We start from the raw sequence: 23,244 nt of genomic DNA on the forward strand, positions 1-23,244 counted from the left end.
CTGAAGGTCAGTGCGAAGATTAACTGTGGCCCAACAATCCTCCTTTTCTGCCCGCGCGTACCGTGACGATGCCGTGGTGCTGCGTACCCACAAGCTGGGCGAAGCGGACCGGATCATCACGCTGCTGACGAAACACCATGGCCAGGTCCGTGCGGTGGCCAAGGGAGTGCGCCGCACCAGCAGCCGCTTCGGCGCCCGCCTGGAACCTTTTATGGTGGCGGACCTGCAGCTAATTTCCGGGCGGACATTGGACGTCGTGACCCAGGCGGTGGCCAAGGGTGCCTACGGCGGCAACATCGCGGCCGACTACGGCCGCTATACGGTGGCGGCGGCCATGACGGAGACCGCCGAGAAGCTCACGGATGTGGACGGCGAGGCCGGAACCGCGCAGTACAACCTGCTGGTGGGAGCCCTTGCCTCGCTCAGCCGGGGCGAGCACACCCCTGAACTCATCCTCGACTCCTACCTCCTGCGTGCACTGGCCACCGGGGGGTGGGCGCCGAGCTTCACGGTGTGCGCCCGCTGCGGCGCGCCCGGTCCGCACACGGCCTTTTCGGCGCCGCTGGGCGGCATGGTGTGCAGCAATTGCCGTCCGCCGGGATCACCTGCACCCGCGGCGGAAACAGTCTTCCTGCTCGGGGCACTGCTGACAGGGGACTGGACGACCGCGGATGCGTCCCTGGCGCTTCACCGGCGGGAGGCTGCCGGTTTGGTGGCCAGCTATCTGCAATGGCATCTTGAACGGGTGCTGAAATCACTCAAACACGTGGAGCGTAGCTGACAGTGGCCCTTGGAAAGAAGAAAACCCCCGTCCGGCAACGGACAGAGCCTGTGATTGCGCCGTATCCGCACAGCTCCGGGGCCGTGCCGCCGTCGATACCCGCGGAATTCATCCCGCAGCATGTGGCGATCGTCATGGACGGCAACGGCCGCTGGGCCAACCAGCGCGGGCTGCCCCGGATCGAGGGCCATAAAGCGGGGGAGCCGGCGCTGCTGGATGTCGTCGCGGGCGCCATTGAGCTGGGCATCAAGTACGTCACGGTATACGCCTTCTCTACGGAGAACTGGCGGCGGTCCCCGGAGGAAGTCCGCTTCCTGATGGGATTTAACAAAGACGTGCTAAGACGCCAGCGGAACCAGCTGGACGAGTGGGGCGTGCGGATCCGTTGGTCGGGACGCCGGCCCAGGCTGTGGGGTTCGGTGATCCGTGAACTGGAAGAGGCGGAGGAGTACACCCGGGCCAACAGCACGTGCACGTTGACCATGTGTGTTAACTACGGCGGCCGTGCCGAAATTGCGGATGCCGTCTCGGCCATTGCCGAAGACGTCGCGGCCGGCAGGCTCAAGCCGGGTTCGATCACCGAAAAGACCATCCAGAAGTACCTGGACGAGCCGGACCTTCCCGACGTCGACCTCTTCCTCCGCAGTTCCGGCGAGCAGCGTCTCTCCAACTTCATGCTGTGGCAGTCGGCCTATGCGGAGTTTGTCTTCATGGACACGCTCTGGCCCGACGTCGATCGCCGCACCTTGTGGGACGCCGTCGAAATCTATGCCGGGCGGGACCGCCGGTATGGCGGGGCCGTGGATGCTGCCCGGCCCGGCCCGGAGGACGCATCCCGGCCGGTGGAGTCCGTGGAGTCCTGATAAGCGGTCAGCCCGGATGCGAACTGAGCCAGTCCACCAGGTCGCGGTAGGCTTCCTGCCGCACCTCCCGGCGTGAAAGGAAAACGTCGTGGATCGCCCGGGGGTAGCGGAACACGGACGTCCGGCGACCCAGGCCCAGCGCCCGGCGCGCGGTCTGTTCCACGTCGATCACAGCGTCCGCGACCATCAGCTCTTCAGACCACTCAGCTTGGATTCTGGTGCGGTCCGAGAGCATCACCAGAACCGGCGCCGCGATGTCCAGGCGCCGTTCCACGGCTGCATGCCCGGCAAGGACGGCCCGGGTCCAGCCCGCACGGATAGGGAACGACGCCGTCGGGCGCCACTGCGGATCCAGGAACCACTCGCCGTGGGCCTGATCGCTGACGCTCTGCCAATAGCCCGGCATTTCCGGAAAACGGAACGGCCGACGCGGGTCCGTGCGTGCGATCGGTTCCACGAGATGCATGGCAATGTTCCGGATCAGGCTGCTGCCCTGGAGCTCCAGCCATGGCGCGTTGAGGATCAGTGTCTCGAGCGCGGCCGGGTGCCGGTCCGCCCAGAGTGCCCCGATCAACCCGCCCAGTGAATGTGCCAGCATGTGGACCGCGGGATCCGTGGCCAGGCCGGTACGTCCTGCCACGTCCGCCCTGATTGCCTCGATCGCGGCCGAAATGTCCTCATCGTAGACGCCCAGGTCCGTGGTGTAGCCGGGCGTCTGCCAGTCGCGCAGGCTCCGGCCGTACTTGCGGAGGTCCAGCGCATAGAAGTGGAGTCCGTGCGCACCGACATACCTGGCAAGTTCGGACTGCAGGAAGTAATCCGCCCAGCCGTGAAGGTAGAGGACTACTCCGGGGCGGGCTGCACCGTCGGGTTCCCGGCCGTCCGTGGCCGGCCACTCCAGGGTCCGGAAGACCGTATTGCGCAGCGCCGAGAGGAAGGCCGGCGGACCGGCCGTAACCGCCGGGACGTACCGGACCAGCGTGGCACACACCATGCCTTCATCGTCGTCGGCCAGGGGCAGCTCCAGGGTCTCGAACCCTTCCCCGAGCCGATCAGGCTGCCAGGAAGGTGCCTCCGGCTCCGCCGCTTTCACTCCTCGCCGCCGTCGTCCAGGACGTAGCCCCTGATCCAGCGGTTCAGCCGCGCGTATGCGTCCGCCCGGACGTGGGGCGGAGACAGGAAGACGTCGTGGAGGGCGCCGTCGATCCTTTCAAGGGTGACCGTCCGGCCGAGGGCCATGGCCCGGATGGCGATCGTGTTCACGTCCAGCACGGCGTCGGTCCGTCGCATCGCCTCGGTCCAGAACATGCCGTTCGCGCTGGCTCCGGACAGGAGCACCAGGATGGGGATGTCGATCCGCAGTCCGCGGGCCACCCGGGAATGCCCGGCCAGGACCGCACTGAGCCAGCCGGCCCGCACGGGAAAAGCCAGGGGCGGCCGGTACTTGTTGTCCAGGGTCCACTCACCCTCAGCCTCGCTGCTGATGCTCCGCCAATAGAAGCCGCGCTCCGGCAGCCGCAGCACAGCCTCCGGACGGTACCGTGCCAGCGGTCCCACCATGGACCTGGCGGCACGCCGGACCAGTGAACTGCCGTGCATTTCCAGCCAGGGGCTGTTGAGGACCAGCTGGGAAGCCACTCCCGGATGACGGCTCACCCACAGTGCGGCGATGAGGCCGCCGGTGGAGTGTCCCATCAAGGTCAGCGGCGGCTTGCCGGCGTGCTCCGGCCAGAGGGAGCCGATGATGTCAATTGCCTTGCTGATTTCGGCGTCGTAGTCATCGAGGTCGGCCACGTAGCCGCCATGGGTGTCGGCCTGCAGGCTCCGCCCGTGGTTGTGCATATCGAGGGCAAAGAACTCGAATCCCTTCCCTGACCAGAACCGGGCGAGCTCCACGTTAAAGAAGTAATCGCTCCAGCCGTGCAGGAAGAGAATGGCGCGGCGGGGGAGGGGCCGGGGTCCGGAACCGCCCGGCCCGTCAGCCTCGCCTTGGGGAACGTGGCGCACAAGGGTAGCCGTGCGCTCCACGCCGTCGCCGCCTGTGGCCTGGTAGGTACAGGCTTCAAAATCGTCACCCAGGATATCTGTGTGCCACTCCATTTGATCAGCCTAGACAACGCTTGCTTCAGCGGCGAATACACCGGCCGTGCCCGCGAAGCGCGTCACACCGCCCGCCGGCGTGCGCGCCGGTTTGGTCTGCGGAGCCTGAACCGGAAAACTGGACTCATGCGCGTATATCCCACCTTCTTTCGCCTGGCCTTTTCATGGATGGACGCCGAACGCGCCCACAAGATCGGCTTCCGTGCCATCAGGCTGGCCCACAGCTCAGGGGCGGGCAGGGTGCTCGCCAAATTCACGGCACCGGCGCCGTCGCTCCAGACCACTGCCTTCGGCATTACCTTTCCTTCACCCTTCGGGCTCGCCGCAGGCTTTGACAAGGAAGGGCACGGCATTGAAGCGCTGACCGAACTCGGGTTCGGCCACGTGGAGGTCGGCACCATCACCGGGCAGGCCCAGCCCGGGAACGAAAAGCCGCGGCTCTTCCGCCTCGTCGAGGACAAGGCAGTTATCAACCGGATGGGATTCAACAACGACGGCGCCACCGCCGTGGCCCCCCGGCTGAAGTCCGCGCGGGCCGCCTTGCAGCGCCGCCACCCGGGGGTCCGTCCGGTGATCGGCGTCAACATCGGCAAGAGCAAGGTGGTGGAGCTCGAGGACGCAGCCAGCGACTACCTGGTCAGCGCCCGGAGCCTTGCACCGGCAGCCGATTACCTCGTGGTCAACGTCAGTTCACCCAACACGCCGGGTCTCCGCCTGCTCCAGAACGTCGAAACCCTCCGCCCCCTGCTCAAAGCGGTGGGAGAGGAAGCGGACAAGGCCGCCGGCAGGCACGTTCCGCTGCTGGTTAAGATCGCCCCGGACCTCACGGACGAGGACATTGACGATGTTGCGAAACTCGCCCTGGACCTCAAGCTGGACGGAATCATCGCCACCAACACCACGATCGGCCGGGAGGGGCTCACCTCCGATCCGGCAAAAATCCGGGACTGCGGGCCCGGCGGCCTCTCCGGGGCCCCGCTGAAGGCACGGTCCCTGGAAGTGCTGCGCCGCCTCAAGGACGCAACCGGCGGCTCGCTCACGCTCGTGTCCGTCGGCGGAGTGGAGGACGCCAGGGATGTCCAGGAACGGCTCGATGCCGGTGCCACCCTGGTGCAGGGCTACACGGCGTTCCTGTATGAGGGTCCGTTCTGGGCCGCGCGGATCAACCGGCAGCTGGCCAAACACCCCTCCCGCCGGTAACCGGCATTTCCGCGAAAGCGCCCGACGACAAAGAAGCCCCCGGCAGTTGGTGAACTGCCGGGGGCTTCTTATTGCCTTGATTAGGCGGGGAATTCTCCGCGCTTGACGAGCGGCTTGGGAAGGCGCAGGCGGCGGAACTGGAGTGAGCGCATGGACCCGTACCAGACAGTTCCGCGTTCCACCTCGCCAAACTTCTCCGTGAGGCGCTTGCGCAGCTTGCGGGACAGGATGAAGACGTCAACAAAAACGGCCAGGAACATCACCCAGAAGCCGCCCAGGACGTAGATCATCGCTTCGCTGGTGGAAGGGACCAGCAGCGAGATGACCACGAACAACAAGGCACCGAACATCAGGTACTCGCCCAGGCTGAAGCGGGCATCCACGTAATCGCGTGCGTAGCGCTTCTGCGGGCCCTTGTCCCGAAGGGGCAGGAACTTTTCGTCGCCCGTGTCCAGGGCCTGGCGCATCTTGATCCGCTGTTCCTGCACGGCCGCCCGCTCGGCTGCCTTGGAGGCCTTTCGGTCTTCCGGCACCAGGGGACGCTTCCGCGCGGCTTCCTGTGCTTTGCGCTTGGGCGTGGGCGCGCCCTTGCCGAGGGCTGCGTCCTGCCGGGCCAAGGCCTCGGCTGCCTGCTGGTCAACTACGTCCTGCGCCGTTGGCGCTTCTTTTTTACGTCCAAACACCCCTAAAGAATACCCTGCACGGGGAGGCGGAATTTCATGTGTCGCGCGGGTCAGGCGGCGGCGAACCGGGGGAGCCGGCGGGCGGTTCCGAAGTGTTTCCTGTGGTCACGGACACAGGTAGGGTTTTGGCCATGACTTCATCACCGGCGGGGACCCCGCAAAAAATCAGCGCAGGAATCGACGGGATCGGCGTCGAAGCCCTGCGCCGGGCTGTACATGAGTCCTTCGACACCACCGTTGGGCAGCTGAAAGATCTCGTGAAGCTCCCGGGCGTCGCCTGGCCCAGCTTCGATCCTGCCCCGCTGGACCGCAGCGCGGAGGCCGTGGCGGAGCTGGTGCGGGCTGCGGGAATTGCTGACGTCCGGATCCTGCGCTGCAACAAAGAGGACGGCACGCCGGGCGGACCGGCTGTCGTGGCACGACGTACCGCTGCCGAGGGAAAGCCGACCATTCTGCTGTACGCCCACCATGACGTCCAGCCCACCGGGGACCTGGCGCTTTGGGAGACCGAACCGTTCACCGCCGTCGAACGCGACGGCCGGCTTTACGGGCGGGGAGCGGCCGATGACAAAGCCGGCATCATGGCCCATATAGCCGCGTATGCCGCCGTCACCGAGGTACTGGCCGACGAGTTGGGACTGGGTGTGACGTTTTTCTTCGAAGGCGAGGAGGAGGCAGGATCGCCCACCTTCCGCACGTTCCTGGAAACGCACCGCGAACTGCTGCGCGCCGACGTCATCGTGGTAGCGGATTCCAGCAACTGGAAAGTGGGCATTCCGGCCCTGACCACGAGCCTGCGCGGCCTGGTGGACGGGACCATTGAGGTACAGGTCCTGGAGCACGCCGTCCACTCCGGAATGTTCGGCGGCGCAGTCCTCGATGCGCCCACGCTGCTTTCGCGCCTGATCGCCACCCTCCACGACGACGAAGGAAACGTCGCTGTGAAAGGCCTCGTCAGCAGGGACGACGTCTCTGTCGACCTGACGGAGGCGGAATACCGGGCCGACGCGTCCGTGCTGGACGGAGTGCGCCTCGCCGGCAGCGGTACCATCGCCTCCCGGCTGTGGACCAAGCCGGCGCTGTCGATCATCGGCTTCGATGCTCCCGCCGTGGACGTTGCCTCTAATACCCTGCTGCCGAGGGCTCGGGCGAAGTTCAGCCTGCGGCTGGCTCCGGGCCAGGACCCGGCCGATGCCATGGCCGCCGTGCGGAACCATGTTGAGTCCAATGCACCGTTCGGCGCCAAGGTGGTCTTCACCCCGGGGGAGAGTGGAAGCTCCTTCCTGACCGACACGGGTTCCGCGGCCGCCGGAATGGCAATGTGGGCCCTCGGGGAAGCCTGGGGCGTTCCGGCGGTCGAAATGGGCATCGGTGGTTCGATTCCCTTCATCGCGGACCTTACGGAGGTCTACCCGGACGTGCAGATCCTGGTTACCGGCGTCGAGGACCCCGATTCCAGGGCCCACAGCGCCAATGAGTCTCTGCACCTGGAGGACTTCCGCAATGCGGTGGTGGCTGAAGCCCTCCTCATTGCCCGGCTCAACCATGAGGGTCTTGCCTGACGCCGGGAGCGGCAGCGCAGTGGCCCCACGTTCCCTGGCGGGTCTGTTCCGGAGTCGCCAGGGAACATTCAGGGTATGGCCACGGTTACGCCAGGAGTTAGAGCTACACGCAGGATCGACGTAGCATGTAGCTATAGCCCATACCGTTTCCGTAGGGGCGGGCAACGCGCAAGCCGAGTCGCCACCACCGTCGTAAGAAGGTAGGCCAATGAGCACTACAACCAATGAAAACAGCGCCGCAGCCACCGGCACCGCCAGCGAAGAACTGCCCACGCACGAGGTCAAGCTGACCGACGTCGCCGCGGGCAAGGTCCGCAGCCTGCTGGAGCAGGAAGGCCGCACCGACCTTCGTCTGCGCGTTGCTGTCCAGCCGGGCGGTTGCTCCGGGCTGATCTACCAGCTCTACTTCGATGAGCGGCTGCTCGACGGAGATGCCGTACGTGACTACGACGGCGTCGAGGTCGTTGTCGACAAGATGAGCGTCCCGTACCTCAGCGGCGCCAGCATCGACTTCGAAGACACCATCTCGAAGCAGGGCTTCACCATTGACAACCCCAACGCCGGCGGCTCCTGCGCCTGCGGAGATTCTTTCCACTAACCTGGCTCTTTTGCCCCATGACAGCTTGCTTTCGGCACCGGTGAAAACCGGTGCCGACGCACGGTGCCGACATGTGAGCGAAAACCCCCGGGGAGCGGTAAGCTCTACATCGAGTAGTAAAACTTTTAGTGTGCCCGGGGAGCCATCTACGGCCCGGGCAACAGCAACAAGTAGGAAGGGCCGTCTGTGAGTTCGCAGAACCGAACCGGCAGCCGACGCAAACAGATCACTACGATCACTGGCTTGGCACTAGCCGGCGCGTTGGCTTTGACTGGATGTTCACCAGAGGTACAGAGAGGCTGGTTGCCCACCGAGCGTGGCACCACCAATCACACTGACCGCATCATGGACCTCTGGGTCAACTCATGGATAGCCGCATTGGTCGTCGGCATCATTACCTGGGGACTTATGGTCTGGTGCATCGTGGCCTACCGCCGCCGCAAGGGCACCGTCGGGTTCCCGCGGCAGACCAGCTTCAACCTTCCCCTCGAGGTCTTCTACCTGACCATCCCGCTGTTCATGGTCCTGGTGTTCTTTTACTTCACCGACCGGGACCAGCAGGCCATCGACAACCGCTCCGAGCCGGCCGACGTCGTTGTGGACGTCCGCGGCAAGCAGTGGGCCTGGGACTTCAACTACAAGCAGGGCGACGTCATCACCGAAGACGTCCACGAAGCAGGCGTCCAGGCGCACCTCACCGGTGCTGAAGTGGACAAGGAAAAGCTGCCCACCCTGTACCTCCCCGTCAACAAGTCTGTTGACCTCGAGCTGAACTCCCGCGACGTTATCCACTCTTTCTGGGTCCCCGCCTTCCTGCAGAAGCGCGACATGATCCCGGGAAAGACGAACTACATCCGGTTTACCCCCACCAAAGAGGGCACCTACGACGGCAAATGTGCCGAACTCTGCGGCGAATACCACTCCGAAATGCTGTTCCGCGTGAAGGTTGTCTCCGAAACGGAGTTCCAGGCGCACATGGACCAGCTGCGACAGGACGGCAACACCGGCCTGCTCGGCGAAGAGTACGACCGCAACCCGAACCTGAACGAAATTAAGTAAGGGGAGCGACGTGGCTACGTACACTCAATCCGCCGGGATCCTCGAAAGTCCCGTTGTTCCGAAGTCCAAGGGACGCATCGTCGTCAACTGGATCACTTCGACCGACCACAAGACCATCGGGTACATGTACCTGATCTCGTCCTTCGTGTTCTTCTGCTTCGGCGGCGTGATGGCGCTGCTGATCCGAGCCGAGCTTTTCGAGCCCGGAATGCAGATCCTGCAGACCAAAGAGCAGTACAACCAGCTGTTCACCATGCACGGAACCGTTATGCTGCTGATGTTTGCGACCCCGCTGTTCGCAGGCTTCGCCAACGTCATCATGCCCCTGCAGATCGGTGCACCCGACGTCGCCTTCCCGCGACTGAACGCATTGGCCTTCTGGTTCTTCCTCTTCGGCTCCACGATCGCCGTGTCCGGCTTCATCACCCCGCAGGGTGCCGCTTCGTTCGGCTGGTTCGCGTACGCGCCGCTGTCCAACACCACGTTCAGCCCCGGCGTCGGCGGTGACCTCTGGGTGTTCGGCCTCGCGCTCTCCGGCTTCGGTACCATCCTCGGTGCGGTCAACTTCATCACCACCATCATCTGCATGCGCGCTCCGGGCATGACCATGTGGCGCATGCCGATCTTCACCTGGAACACGCTGGTTACGGCAATCCTGGTCCTGATGGCCTTCCCGCCACTCGCAGCTGCCCTGTTCGCCCTTGGTGCCGACCGTCGCTTCGGAGCACACATCTTCGATCCCGAGAACGGCGGCGCAGTCCTCTGGCAGCACCTGTTCTGGTTCTTCGGCCACCCCGAGGTGTACATCATCGCGCTGCCGTTCTTCGGCATCGTCTCCGAGATCTTCCCCGTCTTCAGCCGCAAGCCCATCTTCGGCTACAAGGGCCTCGTGTACGCAACCATTGCCATCGCGGCTCTGTCCGTGACGGTGTGGGCACACCACATGTACGTCACCGGCTCGGTCCTCCTGCCGTTCTTCTCCTTTATGACGATGCTGATCGCCGTACCTACCGGCGTGAAGTTCTTCAACTGGATCGGCACCATGTGGCGGGGTTCCATCACTTTCGAAACGCCCATGCTCTGGAGCATCGGCTTCCTGGCAACCTTCCTGTTCGGTGGTTTGACGGGCATCATCCTCGCGTCACCGCCGCTTGACTTCCACGTATCGGATTCCTACTTCGTGGTGGCCCACTTCCACTACGTGGTGTTTGGCACCGTGGTGTTCGCGATGTTCGCCGGCTTCTACTTCTGGTGGCCGAAGTGGACCGGCAAGATGCTCAACGAGCGCCTGGGCAAGATCCACTTCTGGCTCCTGTTCCTCGGTTTCCACGGAACCTTCCTGATCCAGCACTGGCTGGGTGTCGAAGGCATGCCCCGCCGTTACGCGGACTACATGCCGCAGGACAATTTCACTTGGATGAACCAGTTCTCCACGATCTCCTCGTTCGTGCTGGGCGCTTCGCTGATCCCGTTCTTCTGGAATGTGTACATCACCTGGCGCAGCAACGAAAAGGTTGAGGTGGACGATCCCTGGGGCTTCGGTGCTTCGCTCGAGTGGGCAACCTCCTGCCCGCCGCCGCGCCACAACTTCACGTCGCTGCCCCGCATCCGTTCGGAGCGTCCGGCACTGGACCTCCACCACCCGGAGCTCGCACAGTCGCACACCGTTGAATCACCGGCACCGGCAGCGTCCGTGCTGGGCAACGCAGATCAGAAGGACACCGCCAAGTGAAGATCGAATCATGGATTTTTGGAGCCGGAGTCTTCTTCTTCGTACCGGTCTCCCTGGTTTACGGATTCCTGACCAACTGGTCTGAGTGGGTCGGCATCCTCGGTATCCTTCTCGTTGGCGGCCTCGCCGGCATGATCGGTGCATACCTTGGGTTCACCGGCAAGCGCGTGGGCATGCGTCCTGAGGACCGCAACGACGCCGAGATCCACGAAGGTTCAGGCGAGCAGGGCCACTTCAGCCCCTGGAGCTGGTGGCCGCTGGTCCTGGGCCTGTCCTGCGCAGGTGGATTCCTCGGCCTGGCCGTAGGATTCTGGGTCACGTTCATCGCCGGCGGCCTGGCCGTCATCGCCCTCGTCGGCTGGGTCTACGAATACAGCCGCGGCGATCACGCACACTAGCGCCTAAGCACTGTTCACAACGACGGCGGGCCCCACCATTCGGTGGGGCCCGCCGTCGTTGTTTGCGCTTAGCCACGGTAGGACGCGTTTCCTACCGTGGCGCGCTGGGAGGGGCAGGGCCGGCTTGAGGCCGTTCGTAAGGCCTCAGGCGGCCGCGCCTGCCTCCAGCAGAAGCGTCAGGCCGTCCAGTGCCGCCTCGGCGGATTCAACGCTGTAGCGGGCAGGAAGCGCCTCGGGATCAACTGAGAGTTCCACTTCACAGCCACAATGGAAATCGGCTGTCATGACTTCGAGCAGGGACCGTGCATCGACGGGCACGATTCCCCTTTTTCCGATTCTGACCGGCAGGCCGGATTCCGTAACAGCCCGGACGAAGACAGCGGCCGGCCGCGCGTGCAGGCCTATGGGTGATTGAACGATTGCCTTGCGCACTGGCAACAGGACTCCTTTGTTCCGACGGGTCTCGGCCGTCACGACTGCATTCCTGAACAAGCGTAGTGCCGCTACATCCGGCGGCTGAAACCGCCGTCGGGGTGGTCTAGACCTGCCCTCTTGTTGCTCTACCCTTAAAACATGAATGTAGATCTGGATCGCGGCCATGGCGGCCTCTGACGCGAGCAGGATGGTAGGGGAGATCGACCGCGACAGCGGGACGCCCATCTACGTCCAGCTGCGGGAACTTCTGCGCGCACACATCACCGCCTCCTGTCCGCCCGGCTCGTCGTTGCCCTCGGAGCGTGACCTCGCCGAGAGATTCGGCCTGGCCCGCATGACGGTCCGCCAGGCGATCGATGCGTTGGTAGGCGAGGAGGTCATTGAACGGGTGGTGGGTCTGGGCACCTTCGTCCGGAAACCAAAGCTTGACCTGCAGGTCAAACTGACTTCTTACAGCGAGGAAATGCAGCGCCGTGGCATGGTCCCTGCCGCCAAGGTGCTCAGCTTCGAACAGATCGGCGCGAGTGCGTTCCTGGCCCGGGAGCTTCAGTTGGACGAGGGAACGCCCCTGGTGCGCTTCAGGCGCCTGCTGCTGGCCGACAACGAGCCCATGAGCGTGGACGAGAACTTCATTCCCGCCCATCGCGTGCCAGGCCTGCTCGACGGCGAACCACCCACCTCGCTGTACAACGTCCTGAGTGAGCGCTTTGGCCTGGTCATGGAGTGGGGGGAGGACATGATTGAGGCCACGGCGGCCTCCCCGTCAACAGCCAGGCTGCTCAACGTGGAGGTCGGATCGCCGCTGCTGAAGATCCAGAGGCACGCCTTCGTTGCCCGCTCCATGGTGGACTACTCGGTGTCCTACTACCGGGCAGACCGCTACAAGCTCTGGGTGCCGCTGCAGCGTCCCGGCGTCCGTCCTACGCGCAACTACGCCTCCGGCTACCGGAATCCATAGGGGGGACACAGAAGAGGCCCGGTCCATGCGGACCGGGCCTCTTCTGTAATGCTGTCAAACTATGAGCTAGTGGCTGAGGGTCTTCTGTCCCTCGGCCGTCTCCACCGCTTCGTGCTGGCCGTGGTGCCCGTGGGCAGCCTCGAGCTCAGCCGGCGAAGCAGGTGCGACCCTGTCCTCGAAGAACCAGCGCGAGAGCGCCGCACGGCGCTTTTCCTTGCGGGTTACGACGCCGTGTTCGTTCGGAACCGCAGGCAACGGCACCGGTGACTCGAAGCCCACCAGCTTGTAGCGCTTGTAGTCATCCAGCGGCGCGTGGACCTCAATGAACTCACCGTGCGGCAACCGGACGATTCGGCCGGTTTCGCGGCCGTGCAAGGCGATTTCACGGTCCTTGCGCTGAAGCGCCAGGGCGACGCGCTTGGTCACGACGAACGCGATGACCGGGCCGATGAAGAACAGTGCGCGCAGCCAGTAGGTGACATCGTTCAGAGCAACGTGGAAGTGCGTTGCAATGAGGTCCGAGCTAGCGGCGGCCCACATCACGCAGTAGAAGGTGAAGCCGGCCATGCCGATTGCGGTCCGGGTGGGAGCGTTGCGCGGGCGGTCCAGAACGTGGTGCTCGCGGTCGTCCTTGGTGATCCAGCGTTCGATCCACGGGTACATAAACAGCACCGTGAAGACGAGGCCGGCAGGTACCAGGGCCGGTAGCAGCACGTTCAGGGTGAGGACCTGGCCGAAGATGACGTACTCGAAGTGGAAGTCGCCGATGACACCAGGCATGAGGCGCAGGGCGCCGTCAACCCAGCCGATGTACCAGTCAGGCTGCGTGCCTGCGGAAACCGGGGAGGGGTCGTAAGGGCCGTAGTTCCAGATCGGGTTGATGGTGAAGAAAGCCGCCATGAGGGCGACAACACCGAACACGATGAAGAAGAAGCCGCCGGCCTTGGCCGCGTAAACCGGGCCAAGGGGGTAGCCGACGACGTTGCCGTCGTTGCGGCCCGGGCCGGGGTACTGCGTGTGCTTGTGAACAACCACCATGAAGAGGTGAATCACGATCATCAGCAGGATCAGCGCCGGTACCAGGAGGATGTGCAGCATGTAGAGCCGGCTGATGATGACCGTACCGGGGAACTCGCCGCCGAAGAGGAAGAACGAGATGTAGGTACCAATGACAGGGATCGACTTGATGACGCCGTCGATGATCCGCAGGCCGTTGCCGGAGAGCAGGTCGTCGGGGAGCGAGTAGCCGGTGAAGCCTGCCGCCATCGAGAGGATGAGCAGGACGCCGCCCACCACCCAGTTCAGTTCGCGGGGCTTACGGAACGCGCCGGTGAAGAACACGCGCAGCATGTGCACGGAGACGGAAGCCACGAACAGCAGTGCGGCCCAGTGGTGCACCTGGCGCATGAACAGGCCGCCGCGGACATCAAACGAGATATCCAGCGATGAGCTGTAGGCGACGGACATTTCGACGTTCTTCAGCGGCGTGTACGAGCCGTCGTAGTGCGTCTCCGCCATGGACGGATCAAAGAAGAACGTCAGGAAGGTGCCGGAGAGCAGAAGGATGACGAAGGAGTACAGGGCCACTTCGCCGAACATGAACGACCAGTGGTCCGGAAAGACCTTACGGCCAAATTCGCGGAGGATGCCCGAACCGCCGACGCGCTGGTCAACAAAGTCGGTAATGCGGCCGCCCTTGGTTTTGGCGACGAAGGCGGGGGCATTAGCTGTTGATGTTGCGCTCATGCTCATCACGCTCCCAGTAACTCGGTCCTACGGGTTCTTTGAAGTCGCTCGTAGCGACCAGGTAGCCCTCGGCGTCAACTGCGATGGGCAGCTGGGGGAGAGGCCGGCTGGCCGGGCCAAAGATAACCTTGCATTCCTGGGTCAGGTCAAAGGTCGACTGGTGGCACGGGCACAGCAGGTGGTGGGTCTGCTGCTCGTACAGGGCAACAGGGCAACCAACGTGGGTGCAGATCTTCGAGTAGGCAACGATGCCGTTGTAGCTCCAGTCCTCGCGGCCCGCAGAGGGCTTGAGGGACTCGGGGTTCAGGCGCATGAGCAGGACGACGGCCTTGGCCTTCTCGTTCAGCTTGCCTTCATGCAGTTCGTTCAGGCCTTCCGGAATCACGTGGAAGGCCGAGCCGATGGTGACGTCCGACGCCTTGATGGGCGTACCGTCCGGGTCGCGGGTGAGGCGCTTGAGCTTGCCTTCCTGCGGGGCCCACATGGTGTGTGCAAGCTTGTCGTCCGGGCGGGGACCGAGGTCACCGAAGACGGCCAGTGCAGGCAGCGGAGCCAACGCTACGGCGCCGAGGAGGGTGTTGCGGATCAGCGGCCGGCGCTTGATCCCGGTTTCCTCGACGATGTCGTCAACGATTCGGACGGCCGCCTGGCGGTCTTCTTCGGTGCGGATGGCGTGGCGCTCTTCCGAGACCTCGTGGTCCGGCATGAGGGCCTTGGCCCAATGGACAATGCCGGTGCCGATGCCGAGCATGGCAAAGGCGGTGCCGATGCCCAGCAGGGCATTCTGCAGCCGGATGGTGGCGATCGTGGAGTCGGGTCCAAGATCGATGGCGAAGTACGCCACCAGGAAGATCACGGTGCCCACGACCGAGCTGCCGAAGAGGACGGCAACCTGCCGTTCTGCACGCTTTGCGGCCTTCGGGTCCGTGTCAGCCAGGCGCAAACGATGCGGGGGAATTCCAGGATCCTGGAACTTCTCCACCTCATTCTGACCAGCCGTAGCTACGGTGCCCGAGTGGTTCGGACTGCCGTCACTATGGTTGCCCATAATTCGCCTCATCCTTCTCTCGTCCCGGCCAGTGCCGGGTTAGTTTTCAATTCCATACTGCTGACTCGTCAGCAGGAGTTCTTACAGTTGCGGACGTCGCTAGGACGTCCGGGACGTCAGCCAGATGGTGAAGGCGATGATGACGCCCAGGCCGGCGATCCAGACAAACAGACCTTCAGAGACCGGCCCCAGGGCGCCGAGATCGGCTCCGCCGGGTGAACCGTTGGCTTCGATCTGCTTCAGGAAGGTGATGATGTCGCGCTTGCCTTCAGGTGAGACGTTGGCGTCGTTGAAGACCGGCATGTTCTGCGGTCCGGTAACCATGGCCTCATAGATGTGCTTTTCGGACACATCAGCAAGGGCCGGTGCGAACTTGCCGCGGGTGAGCGCGCCGCCGGCGGCCGCTGCGTTGTGGCACATGGCGCAGTTGACCCGGAAGAGCTCGCCACCCTCGGCGGCGTTGCCTTGTGCGTCCAAGAGGCCCTCTTCGGGGATGGACGGGCCGGGGCCGAGCGAAGCGACGTAAGCGGACAGCTGGTGGGTCTGTTCGTCGTTGAACTGTGCGGGCTTCTTGTAAGCCTGCGGGCCGTTCATCTGCATGGGCATGCGCCCGGTGCCTACCTGGAAGTCAACAGCGGCAGCACCGACGCCTACAAGTGAGGGTCCGTCCTTGGTTCCGCTCGCACCCATGCCGTGGCAGGTTGCGCAGTTGGCGGCGAAAAGCTTCCCGCCCTCTTCAGTGTCGTTCGCACTGAAGCTGGTGGTGGAAGCCTTGGCCTCGTTGACGGTGGTGGCAACGGCGTACAGCCCACCAGTGAGGAGGAGGCCCATCAGCAGCAGCGCAATGGCTGCCAGTGGGTGACGTCGCTTCTGCGAGAGTGCCTTCACGTGGTGGTTCCTTTATTCGATCGTGCGTCGGCTCCGGGAGCCGCTTCTTGAAATTCTGCCTCTTGTAGAAAAAGAGTCAAGTCGGGGCTACCTGAGGACGTAGATGACCAGGAAGAGGCCGATCCACACGACGTCGACGAAGTGCCAGTAGTACGAGGTGACAATCGCGGACGTTGCTTCGAAGTGACCAAACTTCTTGGCGGCAAACGAACGGCCGATGATGAAGAGGAAGGCGATGAGGCCGCCAATGACGTGCAGGCCGTGGAAGCCGGTGGTCATGTAGAAGGCCGAGCCGTACGCATTCGATGAGAGCGACACATGCTCCGAGACGAGCATGGCGTATTCAGTCGCCTGACCGGCAACGAAGAAGGCGCCCATGATGAACGTGAGGGTGAACCATTCGTTCATCCCCCAACGCGTGAAGGCAAGGGGGCCGCCGGCGCGGCGCGGCTGGAGCCGCTCAGCGGCGAAGACGCCCATCTGGCAAGTGAATGAACTTGCCACGAGGACGATCGTGTTTACGAGCGCAAAGGGGAAGTTGAGCTTGGCTGTCTCTTCGGCCCACATCTGTCCGGACGTCGAACGGAGTGTGAAGTACATGGCAAAGAGACCGGCGAAGAACATCAACTCACTGGACAACCAGACAACGGTTCCTACGGAAACCATATTCGGGCGGTTCAGCGTCGGGTGCGCCGGGGTACTGGGGGCATGGGTCGCAGATGTCACATAGACATTATGTCTGTAAAAGTTCCTCCTGCCCAACGCAAACCGCCATTTCCGCGGACTTTTTCTACAAAGACGCGAATTCGCGCGGAAAAGTTCCCGGGCCGGTTCACATTGGTCATCAGGGCGGGTGCCTCGATAGCATCAGGAGGTGACTTCACAGGCATCTGCACAGGCGGCGGGCAACACCTGGCCGCGGCTCATTTCGGCACTGATCAACGGCGCGGACCTGACGGCCGACAATACGGAATGGGCGATGGACACCATTATGTCCGGGGAAGCCACCCCTTCGCAGATCGCCGGGTTCCTGGTGGCGCTGCGGTCAAAGGGTGAGACGGTGGACGAGATAGCCGGGCTTGTCGAGGCCATGCTGGCGCACGCGAATCCGGTCGATATCGGCGGCGAGAAGCTGGACATTGTGGGCACCGGCGGTGACCAGCTGAACACCGTCAACATTTCCACCATGGCCGCACTCGTCTGTGCGGGAGCGGGCGCAAAGGTGGTTAAGCACGGCAACCGGGCGTCGTCGTCGTCGTCAGGATCAGCGGACGTCCTCGAAGCGCTCGGCGTCCGGCTGGACCTGCCCATCGACCGCGTTGCGCGCAACGCCGAAGAGGCGGGGATCACGTTCTGCTTCGCCCAGGTGTTCCACCCCTCTTTCCGGCACACGGCCGTGCCGCGCCGGGAGCTTGCCATTCCCACGGCGTTCAACTTCCTCGGCCCGCTGACCAATCCTGCTCGGGTTCAGGCTTCCGCGGTTGGTGTCGCCAACGCAAGGATGGCTCCCTTGGTTGCCGGGGTCCTGGCCAAGCGCGGAAGCCGCGGGCTGGTTTTCAGGGGGAGTGACGGACTGGACGAACTGACAACCACCGGGCCGTCCACTGTCTGGGAGATCCGGAACGGCGAAGTGACGGAGCAGACGTTTGATCCCCGGGTGCTGGGCATCCGTGCCGCGACAGTGGAGGAGCTCCGCGGCGGCGACGCGAAAGCCAATGCCGCCGTCGTCCGTGATGTCCTGAGCGGCGCGGCGGGCCCGGCCCGTGACGCCGTCCTGCTGAATGCCGCCGCTGGCCTGGTGGCGTTCGACGTCGATGCCGAGGGCGCGCTCACCGACCGGATGGCGGCCGCGTTGAAGCGGGCGGAAGAGTCCATTGATTCCGGTGCCGCGGCGGCCGTGCTGGAAAAGTGGGTCGCCCTTACCCGGGGTTAGCCGTAATGGCCGGGCTTACTGCTCGAAGCCCAGTGCGAAAGCCGCATCGAGGTCGTGCTGGGAGTAGGCGCGGAACGCGATGTGGGTCGTGGTGTGGACCACCGCCGGCACCTTGGACAGCTTGTCCGCAATGACGTCCGCCAGGTCATCGTGCTTCGCCACCCGGGCCACGGCGATCAGGTCCCATTCCCCGGTCACGGAATAGACTTCGCTGATGCCCGGAATCGCCGAAATTTCCTCTGCCGTCTCCGGAATTCGGGAGGCGTCTGTCTTGATCAGGACGAATGCGGTGATCACTCTTGACCTTTCGGATGGGTGCGTCCCTGCGGGGAACGGCGGGCGATGCTGTGTGCTGCCAGCCTAGTACATCGGGGGTGAATCAGCGGAGCTGCCGGCGTCCTTTGAGCCGGCCGGCAGCGGCCACAATCACCCGGTAGCCCACAAGGAAAACGCCCAGGCTCAGCGTGGCAACGATGACGAATGGCAAGACCACCGTCTGTCCGGTCACCGCCCGCAGAACCATGCCCAGGGCCACAGCGCCGAGCCACACAGCGATGCCTTCCGGCCAGACGCGCAACGGCCGCCGCCATACCCTCAATGCAAGCCAGGCAATCGCACCCCCGGCCAGAAAGGGCCAGGCCGTCGAGAGGACCCCGGTGATCACGTCCCCGCGCTGGTGCGCGTCCCGGCCGATGGCTGCAAACGCGAGGATCAGGACGGTATCGGCGAGGGCGGCAAGTACTGCCGCGTTCCTGGTGGCGGCGCGGACGGGTGTCGGGTTAGGGCGGGAAGGCATACCTCCACACTAGTTGCGGTTTCGTGCCGGGACGAGCCGATGTGAGCCGGCGTCGCAGGGTCGACGGCTCTAGACTATGACCGGGAACACCGCCAACAACCTTGCCGGGGCGTTCCGTCGCGCCCCAACTGCACCCAACTCATCCCGCAACGACAAACCGGACGGCAGCATGAGACTTGTCCAGATCGCGCAGCACGCCAGCGACCTCCCGCGGGCAGGGGAGTTCTACGCCGCCCTGCTCGGCGTCGAAGCCCGTGCAGTATTCAATCCGCCGGGCCTCCTTTTCTTTGACCTGGACGGCGTGCGGTTGCTGCTCGAGGCCGGGGCGCCGTCGGCCTTGCTTTATCTGGCTGTGCCTGACGTCAGGGAATCAGTGTCCGGGCTCCGGGGCAGGGGAGTGGAGATCATTGAGGAGCCCAAAGTGATCTTCAGCCATGCAGATGACCGTCTGGGGCCGCCCGGAACCGACGAATGGATGGCTTTCATCCGCGACAGCGAAGGGAACACCGTTGGCCTGGTCAGCCAGCTGCCGCGTTAACGGCCGGCCTGCCGGACCATTGTGCCGCGAATCACCCGCCGCTAGGCTCGCACACGCAACTGAAGGACCGCCGTCGGGAGTCCTTTCCGGCGAAGCCAGTGAGATGAGGGGACCCCGTGACTGAAAAAATCACCACCTGCCTGTGGTTTGACAGCCAGGCAGAGCAAGCCGCGGACTTCTACGTCTCGGTCTTTGACGACTCGAAAATCCTGAATGTGGCCCGTTATAGCGACGTTGGACCCGGCCCCGCAGGCCAGGCGATGACCGTGGAATTCGAAATTGAAGGCCGGAAGTTCCTGGGCCTTAACGGTGGGCCCGCGTTCACGTTTACTGAAGCTGTTTCCTTTGTCATCAACTGCTCCTCACAGGAAGAAGTGGACCGGTACTGGACAGCACTCACGGCTGGCGGTTCGGAGGGCCAGTGCGGCTGGCTCAAGGACAAGTTCGGCCTTTCGTGGCAAGTGGTTCCTTCCGTCATGGGGCAGTTGCTGGGCGGGCCGGATCCTGCGGGCGCCCAGCGTGCCATGCAGGCAATGCTGGGAATGCGCAAACTGGTGATCAGCGAGCTGCAGGCCGCCTACGACGGGGCCTGAATAAATCGACGGGACCTGAAAGGAGCGGACTCCCGGGTCGGGCGCGGGGGAGTGGACCACATGCCATGTGGCCCTACCCGGCTCCGGCCGGCGGGAAGATAATCGGGAATACCTACCCCGCACGCGATTGGAGGCCTTCGCGATGTCTGTTTACACGCTCGGAATCTGGCTGGTGAAACCAGGCAGGGAAAATGATTTCGTCCAGGCATGGCGTGATCTCGCCCGGAAGACCGAAGAGGATTTTCCCGGCGCGAAGGCCGTCCTGATGCACGATCGCGATGTTCCCAACAGGTTCATCAGTACCGGCCCTTGGGAGTCGCTTGAACAGGTCGACGTATGGCGGGCCTCGTCCGCCTTTACCCAGGGCTACGAGGCCATGCGCGAAATGCTGGAGCACTTCGAACCGCACACCCTTGATGAAGCGGCGACTATCGGCTGATGCCGGCCGGAGCCAACACGCTCACATCGGGCCTAACAGGGCCGTTTTCCTGACAAGTCCTGGGTGAACGGCATCGACAACCACGCCCGTGCCGCGGAAGCGCTACCTCTGAGCGCCTCCGCAAGCCAAGCCGGAAACAATCCAGCCTCCGGAAATGGTGCGACCGCATCATAGCGGCGTCGGCTTCGTTTGTTTGTGCCGTCTTTCCTTGGGTAGCGGATGGGCGGATCCGAGGTCGATCGGAGGGTGGGGGCCTTTCGTCGAAAAACTTCTACTTTACATAATGTAGATTATCGGCGTTATTGGGAAGCAACTCAGAAGGCGGAAGGACCCGCCTTTCTGAACCCTTAGTCACCGCCTCCGATCAACCGCCGACATAGGCTGCAAGGTGTTCTCCGGTGAGCGTCGAGCGCCCGGCGACGAGCTGGGCCGGCGTGCCCTCAAAGACGATCAGTCCGCCGTCATGCCCGGCGCCCGGGCCAAGGTCGATAATCCAGTCGGCGTGAGCCATGACGGCCTGGTGATGTTCGATCACGATTACCGATTTGCCGGAATCCACCAACCTGTCCAACAGGCCCAGCAGGTTCTGGACGTCGGCGAGATGCAGGCCGGTGGTCGGTTCGTCCAGAACGTACACGTCGCCCTTCTCCGCCATCTGGGTAGCCAGCTTGACGCGCTGCCGCTCGCCGCCGGACAGCGTGGTGAGCGGCTGGCCGAGCGTCAGGTACCCGAGTCCGACGTCGACGAGCCGGTCGAGGATCTTGTGGGCAGCCGGCGTCCGTGCCTCGCCTGCGCCGAAGAACTCCTCGGCTTCGGTCATCGACATTGCCAGCACTTCAGCGATGTTGCGCCCGCCCAGTTCGTATTCCAGGACTGACGCCTGGAACCTCCGGCCCTCGCAGTCCTCGCAGACGGACTCGACAGTGGCCATGACACCCAGTTCCGTGAAGATGACGCCGGCGCCGTTGCAGGTGGGGCAGGCGCCCTCGGAGTTGGAGCTGAACAGGGCAGGCTTCACACCGTTGGCCTTCGCGAACGCTTTGCGGATGGGTTCAAGAAGGCCCGTGTACGTCGCCGGGTTACTGCGGCGCGAGCCCTTGATGGCGCCCTGGTCGATCACCACAACGCCGTCGCGCCCGGCCACCGAGCCCTGGATCAGCGAGCTCTTGCCTGACCCCGCGACTCCTGTCACGACGCAGAGCACGCCGAGCGGAACGTCGACGCTCACATCCCGGAGGTTGTGCGTGGAGGCACCACGCACGTCCAGGGTGCCGGACGGCGTGCGCACGGAGCTTTTTACGGATGCCCGGTCGTCGAGGTGGCGGCCGGTGATGGTGTCACTCCCCCGCAGCCCCTCCACATTTCCCTCGAAGCAGACGTGGCCGCCCTCGGTTCCTGCGCCGGGACCGAGATCAACAACGTGGTCAGCGATGTCGATGGTTTCCGGTTTGTGCTCGACGACGAGCACGGTGTTGCCCTTGTCACGCAACTGCAGCAGCAGCTGGTTCATCCGTTCGATGTCATGCGGGTGGAGACCGATCGTCGGCTCGTCAAAGACGTAGGTAACGTCCGTAAGGGACGAGCCGAGGTGCCGGATCATCTTGGTCCGCTGCGCCTCTCCCCCGGACAGCGTGCCCGCGGGCCGGTCCAGGGAGAGGTAACCCAGCCCGATTTCGGCGAAGGAGTCGAGCAGGTGCTGCAGCCCTTTGAGGAGCGGGGCCACGGACGGCTCCTTGAGGTCACGGACCCAGCCGGCCAGGTCGCTGATCTGCATCGCGCACAGGTCGGCGATGTTCCTGCCCTGGATCTTCGAGGACCTTGCCTCCGCGCTGAGCCGCGTACCGTCGCACTCGGGGCAGGCCTGAAAGGTGATGGCACGCTCCACGAAGGCCCGGATGTGCGGCTGCATCGCGTCGACGTCCTTGGAAAGCATCGACTTCTGGATTTTCGGGATCAAGCCCTCGTAGGTGAGGTTGATGCCTTCGACTTTGATCTTGGTCGGCTCCTTGTAGAGGAGGTCGTCCAGCTCCTTCTTGGTGAACTTCGCGATCGGCTTGTCCATGTCGAAGCCGGCACCGCTGAAGATACGGCCGTACCACCCGTCCATGCTGTAGCCGGGGACCGTCAGGGCACCCCCGCCGAGCGACTTGCTGTCATCGTAGAGCGCCGTGAGGTCGAAATCGGAGACCGAGCCCATGCCCTCGCAGCGCGGACACATGCCGCCCAGGTAGACCGCGTTCTGCACCACGCTCTTCTCGACCCTGCCGCCCTTCTCGGTGCTCATCACCCCGCTTGCCTTCCGCGTCGGGACGTTGAAGGAGAATGCCGTGGGCGGCCCGATATGCGGTGTCCCCAGCCGGCTGAAGAGGATGCGCAGCATCGCGTTGGCGTCCGTGGCGGTGCCCACGGTGGAGCGCGGGTTGGCACCCATCCGTTCCTGGTCCACGATAATTGCGGTGGTCAGGCCTTCCAGCAGGTCGACGTCCGGCCGCGCCAGTGTCGGCATGAAGCCCTGCACGAACGCGCTGTACGTCTCGTTGATCATCCGCTGCGACTCCGCGGCAATCGTGGCGAACACCAGGGAGCTTTTGCCCGAACCGGAGACGCCCGTAAATACCGTCAGCCGGCGCTTCGGGATCTCCAGGCTGACATCTTTGAGGTTGTTCTCCCGCGCGCCCTGCACACGGATCAGGTCGTGGCTGTCGGCCACGTGCGGGGCCGGCGACTGGGGGTCGGTCTGGGTGGCCATGCTCATCGTGTCTCCCTCGGTTATGCGGGGCAGCCGCTGCGGCTTCCGTCGGCGTCGCCCGATCCAATCTAACCAGCTCCGGCCGATCAGCCGGGGAACCCTACCGTTTGGTAGCCACCATTGTCTTAAGCCCGAAGCTCACTGA

The 23,244-nt window shown here is 64.0% G+C and carries 24 protein-coding genes; 13 read left to right on the forward strand and 11 right to left on the reverse strand.

Annotated elements, in window-relative coordinates:
- Window positions 1-25: 25 nt before the first annotated feature.
- Together recO and JOE31_RS11690 are read left to right on the forward strand one after the other, a co-directional pair.
- On the forward strand, window positions 26-781 hold the full coding sequence (gene recO / locus JOE31_RS11685) for a DNA repair protein RecO (RefSeq protein ID WP_307864408.1): 756 nt from the start codon (window positions 26-28) through the stop codon (window positions 779-781).
- Window positions 782-783: 2 nt separating this feature from the next.
- Entirely contained in the window at window positions 784-1,644 is an 861-nt protein-coding gene (locus JOE31_RS11690; protein ID WP_209744548.1) for an isoprenyl transferase, read from the forward strand.
- 7 nt (window positions 1,645-1,651) lie between these two features.
- On the opposite strand, the gene JOE31_RS11695 is transcribed toward JOE31_RS11690, so the two are convergent.
- Window positions 1,652-2,737: an alpha/beta hydrolase gene (locus tag JOE31_RS11695; RefSeq protein WP_209744550.1), complete on the reverse strand. Its 1,086-nt coding sequence runs from the start codon at window positions 2,735-2,737 to the stop codon at window positions 1,652-1,654.
- Complete coding sequence (locus JOE31_RS11700; protein ID WP_209744553.1) at window positions 2,734-3,744, reverse strand: alpha/beta hydrolase; 1,011 nt, start codon at window positions 3,742-3,744, stop codon at window positions 2,734-2,736. Before JOE31_RS11700 ends, JOE31_RS11695 begins: the two co-directional genes overlap by 4 nt.
- A 126-nt stretch (window positions 3,745-3,870) precedes the next feature.
- Between JOE31_RS11700 and JOE31_RS11705 the strand changes: the two genes are divergently transcribed.
- Entirely contained in the window at window positions 3,871-4,944 is a 1,074-nt protein-coding gene (locus JOE31_RS11705; RefSeq protein WP_209744556.1) for a quinone-dependent dihydroorotate dehydrogenase, read from the forward strand.
- Window positions 4,945-5,024: 80 nt separating this feature from the next.
- On the opposite strand, the gene JOE31_RS11710 is transcribed toward JOE31_RS11705, so the two are convergent.
- Entirely contained in the window at window positions 5,025-5,627 is a 603-nt protein-coding gene (locus tag JOE31_RS11710; RefSeq protein WP_011692064.1) for a DUF3043 domain-containing protein, read from the reverse strand.
- Window positions 5,628-5,758: 131 nt separating this feature from the next.
- Between JOE31_RS11710 and JOE31_RS11715 the strand changes: the two genes are divergently transcribed.
- The 5 genes from JOE31_RS11715 to JOE31_RS11735 all read left to right on the forward strand — a co-directional run bounded on the left by JOE31_RS11715 (window position 5,759) and on the right by JOE31_RS11735 (window position 10,976).
- The gene (locus JOE31_RS11715; protein ID WP_209744559.1) at window positions 5,759-7,189 is read left to right on the forward strand and encodes a dipeptidase; all 1,431 of its coding nucleotides are present in this window, start codon (window positions 5,759-5,761) and stop codon (window positions 7,187-7,189) included.
- A gap of 208 nt (window positions 7,190-7,397) precedes the next feature.
- A complete protein-coding gene (locus tag JOE31_RS11720) occupies window positions 7,398-7,787 on the forward strand; it encodes an iron-sulfur cluster assembly accessory protein (RefSeq protein WP_011692062.1) in 390 nt (129 codons plus the stop codon).
- A gap of 186 nt (window positions 7,788-7,973) precedes the next feature.
- The gene (gene coxB / locus JOE31_RS11725; RefSeq protein ID WP_209744562.1) at window positions 7,974-8,846 is read left to right on the forward strand and encodes a cytochrome c oxidase subunit II; all 873 of its coding nucleotides are present in this window, start codon (window positions 7,974-7,976) and stop codon (window positions 8,844-8,846) included.
- A 10-nt stretch (window positions 8,847-8,856) separates the two neighbouring features.
- A complete protein-coding gene (gene ctaD / locus JOE31_RS11730) occupies window positions 8,857-10,578 on the forward strand; it encodes a cytochrome c oxidase subunit I (protein ID WP_209744565.1) in 1,722 nt (573 codons plus the stop codon).
- Window positions 10,575-10,976, forward strand: coding sequence for a cytochrome c oxidase subunit 4 (locus tag JOE31_RS11735; RefSeq protein WP_011692059.1), 402 nt, complete (start codon window positions 10,575-10,577; stop codon window positions 10,974-10,976). Before ctaD ends, JOE31_RS11735 begins: the two co-directional genes overlap by 4 nt.
- Before the next feature lie 144 nt (window positions 10,977-11,120).
- On the opposite strand, the gene JOE31_RS21925 is transcribed toward JOE31_RS11735, so the two are convergent.
- The gene (locus JOE31_RS21925) at window positions 11,121-11,636 is read right to left on the reverse strand and encodes an HPr family phosphocarrier protein (protein WP_374100836.1); all 516 of its coding nucleotides are present in this window, start codon (window positions 11,634-11,636) and stop codon (window positions 11,121-11,123) included.
- Between JOE31_RS21925 and JOE31_RS11745 the strand changes: the two genes are divergently transcribed.
- Complete coding sequence (locus tag JOE31_RS11745; RefSeq protein ID WP_011692057.1) at window positions 11,575-12,369, forward strand: GntR family transcriptional regulator; 795 nt, start codon at window positions 11,575-11,577, stop codon at window positions 12,367-12,369. The two genes, JOE31_RS21925 and JOE31_RS11745, sit on opposite strands and share 62 nt — an antisense overlap.
- 66 nt (window positions 12,370-12,435) lie before the next feature.
- On the opposite strand, the gene JOE31_RS11750 is transcribed toward JOE31_RS11745, so the two are convergent.
- From JOE31_RS11750 to JOE31_RS11765, 4 genes are all read right to left on the reverse strand, one after another.
- On the reverse strand, window positions 12,436-14,115 hold the full coding sequence (locus JOE31_RS11750; RefSeq protein ID WP_209744571.1) for a cytochrome bc complex cytochrome b subunit: 1,680 nt from the start codon (window positions 14,113-14,115) through the stop codon (window positions 12,436-12,438).
- On the reverse strand, window positions 14,093-15,163 hold the full coding sequence (locus JOE31_RS11755; protein ID WP_011692055.1) for a ubiquinol-cytochrome c reductase iron-sulfur subunit: 1,071 nt from the start codon (window positions 15,161-15,163) through the stop codon (window positions 14,093-14,095). The genes JOE31_RS11750 and JOE31_RS11755 overlap by 23 nt, the downstream gene beginning before the upstream one ends.
- 99 nt (window positions 15,164-15,262) lie before the next feature.
- Entirely contained in the window at window positions 15,263-16,051 is a 789-nt protein-coding gene (locus JOE31_RS11760) for a c-type cytochrome (RefSeq protein WP_043481688.1), read from the reverse strand.
- Between the two features lie 87 nt (window positions 16,052-16,138).
- Window positions 16,139-16,813, reverse strand: a complete 675-nt coding sequence (locus tag JOE31_RS11765; protein WP_231510979.1) for a heme-copper oxidase subunit III — start codon at window positions 16,811-16,813, stop codon at window positions 16,139-16,141.
- Between the two features lie 112 nt (window positions 16,814-16,925).
- Between JOE31_RS11765 and trpD the strand changes: the two genes are divergently transcribed.
- Window positions 16,926-17,984 carry an anthranilate phosphoribosyltransferase gene (gene trpD / locus JOE31_RS11770; protein ID WP_209744574.1) on the forward strand — a complete coding sequence of 353 codons (1,059 nt, stop codon included), beginning with the start codon at window positions 16,926-16,928 and terminating at the stop codon, window positions 17,982-17,984.
- Window positions 17,985-17,999: 15 nt separating this feature from the next.
- Here the strand turns inward: trpD and JOE31_RS11775 are convergent, their stop codons facing one another.
- Both JOE31_RS11775 and JOE31_RS11780 read right to left on the reverse strand, forming a co-directional pair.
- Window positions 18,000-18,281, reverse strand: a complete 282-nt coding sequence (locus JOE31_RS11775; RefSeq protein WP_011692051.1) for an Lrp/AsnC family transcriptional regulator — start codon at window positions 18,279-18,281, stop codon at window positions 18,000-18,002.
- An 82-nt stretch (window positions 18,282-18,363) separates the two neighbouring features.
- A complete protein-coding gene (locus JOE31_RS11780; RefSeq protein ID WP_209744577.1) occupies window positions 18,364-18,780 on the reverse strand; it encodes a DUF3054 domain-containing protein in 417 nt (138 codons plus the stop codon).
- A 169-nt stretch (window positions 18,781-18,949) separates the two neighbouring features.
- Here JOE31_RS11780 and JOE31_RS11785 point away from each other — a divergent pair, with 169 nt between their 5' ends.
- The 3 genes from JOE31_RS11785 (at window position 18,950) to JOE31_RS11795 (ending at window position 20,350) form a co-directional block, all read left to right on the forward strand.
- Window positions 18,950-19,318: a VOC family protein gene (locus JOE31_RS11785; protein ID WP_209748363.1), complete on the forward strand. Its 369-nt coding sequence runs from the start codon at window positions 18,950-18,952 to the stop codon at window positions 19,316-19,318.
- Between the two features lie 116 nt (window positions 19,319-19,434).
- A complete protein-coding gene (locus JOE31_RS11790; RefSeq protein WP_209744580.1) occupies window positions 19,435-19,911 on the forward strand; it encodes a VOC family protein in 477 nt (158 codons plus the stop codon).
- Window positions 19,912-20,053: 142 nt separating this feature from the next.
- On the forward strand, window positions 20,054-20,350 hold the full coding sequence (locus tag JOE31_RS11795; protein WP_209744583.1) for an antibiotic biosynthesis monooxygenase: 297 nt from the start codon (window positions 20,054-20,056) through the stop codon (window positions 20,348-20,350).
- Window positions 20,351-20,714: 364 nt separating this feature from the next.
- Here the strand turns inward: JOE31_RS11795 and JOE31_RS11800 are convergent, their stop codons facing one another.
- Complete coding sequence (locus JOE31_RS11800; RefSeq protein WP_209744586.1) at window positions 20,715-23,105, reverse strand: excinuclease ABC subunit UvrA; 2,391 nt, start codon at window positions 23,103-23,105, stop codon at window positions 20,715-20,717.
- Window positions 23,106-23,244: the final 139 nt, after the last annotated feature.

The sequence above is a fragment of the Arthrobacter sp. PvP023 genome, assembly GCF_017832975.1.
In the GTDB taxonomy this organism is placed as follows: domain Bacteria; phylum Actinomycetota; class Actinomycetes; order Actinomycetales; family Micrococcaceae; genus Arthrobacter.

What these genes read in the sequence shown, in the direction of transcription:
- JOE31_RS11700 (WP_209744553.1), bottom strand. Translation starts at nt 3,744, where the DNA reads ATGGAGTGGCACACAGATATCCTGGGTGACGATTTTGAAGCCTGTACC.
- JOE31_RS11705 (WP_209744556.1), top strand. Translation starts at nt 3,871, where the DNA reads ATGCGCGTATATCCCACCTTCTTTCGCCTGGCCTTTTCATGGATGGAC.
- JOE31_RS11715 (WP_209744559.1), top strand. Translation starts at nt 5,759, where the DNA reads ATGACTTCATCACCGGCGGGGACCCCGCAAAAAATCAGCGCAGGAATC.
- JOE31_RS11720 (WP_011692062.1), top strand. Translation starts at nt 7,398, where the DNA reads ATGAGCACTACAACCAATGAAAACAGCGCCGCAGCCACCGGCACCGCC.
- JOE31_RS11745 (WP_011692057.1), top strand. Translation starts at nt 11,575, where the DNA reads ATGGCGGCCTCTGACGCGAGCAGGATGGTAGGGGAGATCGACCGCGAC.
- JOE31_RS21925 (WP_374100836.1), bottom strand. Translation starts at nt 11,636, where the DNA reads ATGGGCGTCCCGCTGTCGCGGTCGATCTCCCCTACCATCCTGCTCGCG.
- JOE31_RS11750 (WP_209744571.1), bottom strand. Translation starts at nt 14,115, where the DNA reads ATGAGCGCAACATCAACAGCTAATGCCCCCGCCTTCGTCGCCAAAACC.
- JOE31_RS11755 (WP_011692055.1), bottom strand. Translation starts at nt 15,163, where the DNA reads ATGGGCAACCATAGTGACGGCAGTCCGAACCACTCGGGCACCGTAGCT.
- JOE31_RS11780 (WP_209744577.1), bottom strand. Translation starts at nt 18,780, where the DNA reads ATGCCTTCCCGCCCTAACCCGACACCCGTCCGCGCCGCCACCAGGAAC.
- JOE31_RS11785 (WP_209748363.1), top strand. Translation starts at nt 18,950, where the DNA reads ATGAGACTTGTCCAGATCGCGCAGCACGCCAGCGACCTCCCGCGGGCA.
- JOE31_RS11795 (WP_209744583.1), top strand. Translation starts at nt 20,054, where the DNA reads ATGTCTGTTTACACGCTCGGAATCTGGCTGGTGAAACCAGGCAGGGAA.
- JOE31_RS11800 (WP_209744586.1), bottom strand. Translation starts at nt 23,105, where the DNA reads ATGAGCATGGCCACCCAGACCGACCCCCAGTCGCCGGCCCCGCACGTG.